We start from the raw sequence: 4,087 nt of genomic DNA, 5'->3' as shown, positions 1-4,087 counted from the left end.
CCCTCCCCTATGGCACCTTCACCCACTCCGCCTCGCTCGGCACCCCCGCGTCATCCGTGACGAACAGCATGTACCACCCCGACTGAACCAGATTCCGGTTCTTCGGCACGGTCACCGTGATCTCGTCACCCGACGTCTCGAAGTCCACCGCGATGGACTTCTGATCCACGTCCGTCACATGCGTGGACGCACTCGGCCGGATCAACCGCGCCGACTTGATCGACGAGGCGTGCCGCGTGCCGAACGTCGCCGTCCCGCCGCGCTTCACGGTCTTCGGCCCGCCCGACAGCGTCGGCCGCGCGTCCTGGTAGAGGTACGGCGGCGTGTAGATCTCGATGCGCTGCTCGAACTCGCCCGGCTTGGTGTTGGCCTTGTCGGAGTAGAGGGAGTCGGAGCCGAAGAAGACGACGCGGCCGTCGGGGAGCAGGATGGACCCGGCGTGGTAGTTGCGGCCGACGAGAGGGTCGGCCACTCGCCGCATCGTGCCGGTCCTGGCGTCGTAGATCCGGGCCTGGAGGATGTTGGAGTCGCCGCGCCCGCGGTAGTCCTCCGAGCCGCCCGAGATGAGCACCGTGTCGTCGGGCAGGATCGAGGCCTGCGGGTAACGGGTGCCCTTCTCCAACGACGGCCCGTCCACGAACCGCGGCTCGTCGGCCAGCAGGTCGACCAGCCGTGTCCTCCTGCTGGACCTCTCCGACTCGCCGACCCCGCCACCGCCGATGACCATGTACTTCTCGTCCTGGGCCGGAGGCAGCAGCACCGTGCCGGCGGTCTCCAGCAGCTTGCTGTCGCTCATGCCGGGGACCTTGGTGAACTTGTTGGTCGTCAGGTCCCAGATGCCGGGGGCACGGCCGATGTCGTCGGGGCCGTAACCGGCGTTCGCCCCCGAGTAGAACAGCTTGCCGTTCTGCATCAGGGAGATCGCGGGGTAGGTCGGGAACTGCCGGACGCCCTTGGTGTACGTCCACGACTTGGTCTCGGGGTCGTAGACCTCGTTCTTGCCGGGGACCAGCTGGCCGATCTCGTCCAGGCCGGACAGCGACAGGATCCTGCCGTCCGACAGAGTGGTGAGCGTCGGGTACCAGCGGGCCTCGTTCATCGGGTCGACCTTGATGTACTTCTCGGCGACCGGGTCGAACTCGTAGGCGTCCCTGATGCCCTGGAAGTCCTTCTTGTCGAGGGCGAGCTTCTGCGCGATGCCGTAGGTGTTGCGGGCGTCGGCGCCGGTCAGGCCCACCACGCGGTAGTTGTCCTCGGTACCGGTCTCGTACTTCTTGCCGCTCTTCTCGGCCTCGACATAGGCGCGCGCGAGGCCCGGCTTGTTGCCGGTGAACTCATGGGTGTCCGGGTCGAAGGTCTTCGTGGCCTTCTTGAGGACCACCTCGTCCTTGAGGACGAACGTCTTGCCGTTCTCCTTGCCGACGAACTTCGTCCCCGGCTTCAGCCTCATCCCCTTGTCGGGGTTCTCGTTGTGGATGATCATCAGGCCGCCGGCCTTGGTGACGTCACCCTTGAGCTTCTCGTAGCGCTTGGTGCCGCCGGCGATCAGCAGATTGCCGTTGGACAGCTGGGTGTGCCCCGTGCAGAACAGGTCGGCCGGGGTCGGCACCTTCTTGATGGTCTGCTTCACCGGGTCCCAGACGCGGGTGTCGAACTTCTTGGCGTCGAAGTTGTCGGCGTCGTTGCCCGAGCCCGCGATCAACAGGACCTTGCCGGTGTGCAGGAGCGCGGCGTGGATCGTGTTCTGCCGGTACTCCTTCGGGAACTCCACGATCTGCCAGTGCCCGTTGTCGGCCTTGTACTCCGGTCTGTTGATCTTGTACTGGTGGTACCGCTCCGTGCCGAAGCGGTAGAGCCAGGGCCCGTTCATCCCGGCGAGCGCGAGGACCACCGCCGTGCCGATCGCGAGGCGACGAGCGCGGCGGCGGCCTGCACGGTCCTTCATTCCTTACGTCCCCCAAGTCCGCCCAGGGCGATCTGCATGGTCTGCTCGCTACCCCCGCTGCCCGACCCGGACGCCGCCCAGCTCGGCTTGTGCTGGGGAGCGTGCGGCGCGTGCGGGGCGTGCGGGGCGGGGGACAGCGCGTGCTGCACGTGCTGCGCGGGGGCCGCCTCGGGCGGCGCCACCATCGACCCTTGCAGTTCGGCCGCGGCGGCGGCCTTCTTCCTGTCCTGCCGCAGCATGTAGCGCCAGGCGAAGATGGGCAGAGCGGTGATCAGCGTGGCGAAAGAGGCCCAGATGATCATCGCGGGGTGGGAGTTGCCGTAGACGAAACCGGCGGCGATCGAGCCACCGAAGATCACGATGAAGTACCAGTGGTACCGGAAGGTGCCGAACCACCTGTCAGGGCTCGCCGAGTCTCCCTTGGGCGTGACCACGAACTTGCTCTTGCGGCGCAGCACCGAATCCATCAGCGCCTTGGCGTAGAGCGGCGCGGACAGCGCGGACATCACCATGCCGGCCACACCGCCGGAGCCCTCCGGCTCGTGCGGGGAGACGTTGTGCCGGCGGTTCCAGACGTACAGGCCGATCTGCAGCGCCGAGGCGTTGCCGTAGAGCATCAGCCACACCACCGGGTCGATGTTCACACCCGAGGCGCCCAGACCCAGGAACAGGGCGCAACTCAGCGCCGCGAGGATCCAGTTGAGGGCGGACATCGGGTAGAAGATGATCATCATGGTGTAGTTGAAGAGCTTGGTCGGCGGCAGTGAGTACCAGCCCTTCCAGTACTGCTTGAGGATCGTCTCGTACGTTCCGCGCGACCAGCGCATCTGCTGGGTGAAGAAGTCCGTCCAGGCGCTGGGTCCTTCACCGACGGCGAGCACGTCCGGTGTGTAGACCGAGCGCCACTTCCGGCCCGTGGCCGGGTTCTTGTGGCGGTGGATCTCGAAACCGGTGGCCATGTCCTCGGTGATCGAGTCGTACAGCCCGCCGATCTGCTTGAGCGCCTTGATGCGTACGGCGTTGGAGGTGCCGACGAACATCGGGGCGCCGTAGCGGTTGCCGGCGCGCTGGATCAGCGCGTGGAACAGGAACTGCTGGGACTCGGCGGCCTTGGTGACGAAGTTGTCGTAATTGCCGTACACCTGTGGGCCGATGACGAAGCCGACGTCCGGGTCGCGGAAGAACCCGAGCATCCGCTCCAGGTAGTTGGGCAGCGGAACGTGGTCGGTGTCGACCGAGGCGAAGTAGTCGTAGTCGTCGCCGTGCGCGTCCAGCCAGGCGTTGTAGTTGCCGTGCTTGGTCTTGGCGCGGTGCGGGCCCTTGGGCTGGTTCCACTTCTCGATGCCCTTGCGGGAGAAGTGGTGCACGCCCAGGCGCGCGCAGACCGCCTTCACCTCCGGGTCGTCGCCCTCGTCCAGCAGCCACACATGCAGAAGCCCGCGGTGGCGGAGCTTGACCGCGGCCTCCAGCGTCTTCGTCACCATCTCCAGCGGCTCCTTGCCGGGCACGAAGGAGGTGAGGAAGGCGACTCTGGTTCCGGTCTCGGGCACCACCGGGATCGGGTCGCGGGCGACCAGGGTGGCGTGCGCGTTGGACAGCACGTTCATGCAGCGGAAGAACTCGATCAGCCCGATCGAGACCAGCATGACGATGTCGAGGGCCGGCAGGAACTCGTACTCGACGTAGTCGCGCTTGGTCCAGTGCTCCTCCTGCAACAGCCAGGCCAGCAGCACCAGGGAGAGCAGCGGCGCGGCGGCCAGCATCAGAGCGACCCTGACGCGGTGCGGCTCCTGGGAGATCAGGGAGCGGTACTGCACCTTGTAGGGCTTGCTCGGATCGGGCTGAGTGAGGGGCCCCGCGAGTCGGCTGTAGTGCTCGTAGTCGTATCTGGGAAGGCTCTTCCTGAGTTTTCGGAAGGCGCCGGTCCGGTGTGACGGCACCTTGAGTCGGGTCGTCTCGGACGGGTCGAAGTTATGCCGGGCGCCCGTCGGCGTCGACGTCATGAATCATCCCCCCGCACACACGTCAGTGTGTGTTCGTCGGTCTTCCAGCCGTTTCGGTCCCCCTCGACCGTTACGGACGGATCAGTGGCGAGTCGTCGTCACCCTGTGATCTACACCATAGAGACAGGGGCGGCGGCCG

At 66.4% G+C, this 4,087-nt stretch carries 2 protein-coding genes; both read right to left on the bottom strand.

Annotated features, from left to right (window positions below; genetic code table 11):
* Positions 1–7: 7 nt before the first annotated feature.
* Positions 8–1,945: a radical copper oxidase GlxA gene (glxA, locus tag STRIP9103_RS14845; RefSeq protein WP_009311380.1), complete on the bottom strand. Its 1,938-nt coding sequence runs from the start codon at positions 1,943–1,945 to the stop codon at positions 8–10.
* Complete coding sequence (locus STRIP9103_RS14840; RefSeq protein WP_009311378.1) at positions 1,942–3,948, bottom strand: glycosyltransferase family 2 protein; 2,007 nt, start codon at positions 3,946–3,948, stop codon at positions 1,942–1,944. The genes glxA and STRIP9103_RS14840 overlap by 4 nt, the downstream gene beginning before the upstream one ends.
* Between the last annotated feature and the right edge of the window lie 139 nt (positions 3,949–4,087).

The sequence above is a fragment of the Streptomyces ipomoeae 91-03 genome (assembly GCF_000317595.1).
Lineage (GTDB): Bacteria > Actinomycetota > Actinomycetes > Streptomycetales > Streptomycetaceae > Streptomyces > Streptomyces ipomoeae.
The sequence above is the reverse complement of the archived record's forward strand: the minus strand, read 5'-3'. Positions and strand labels throughout refer to the sequence as shown.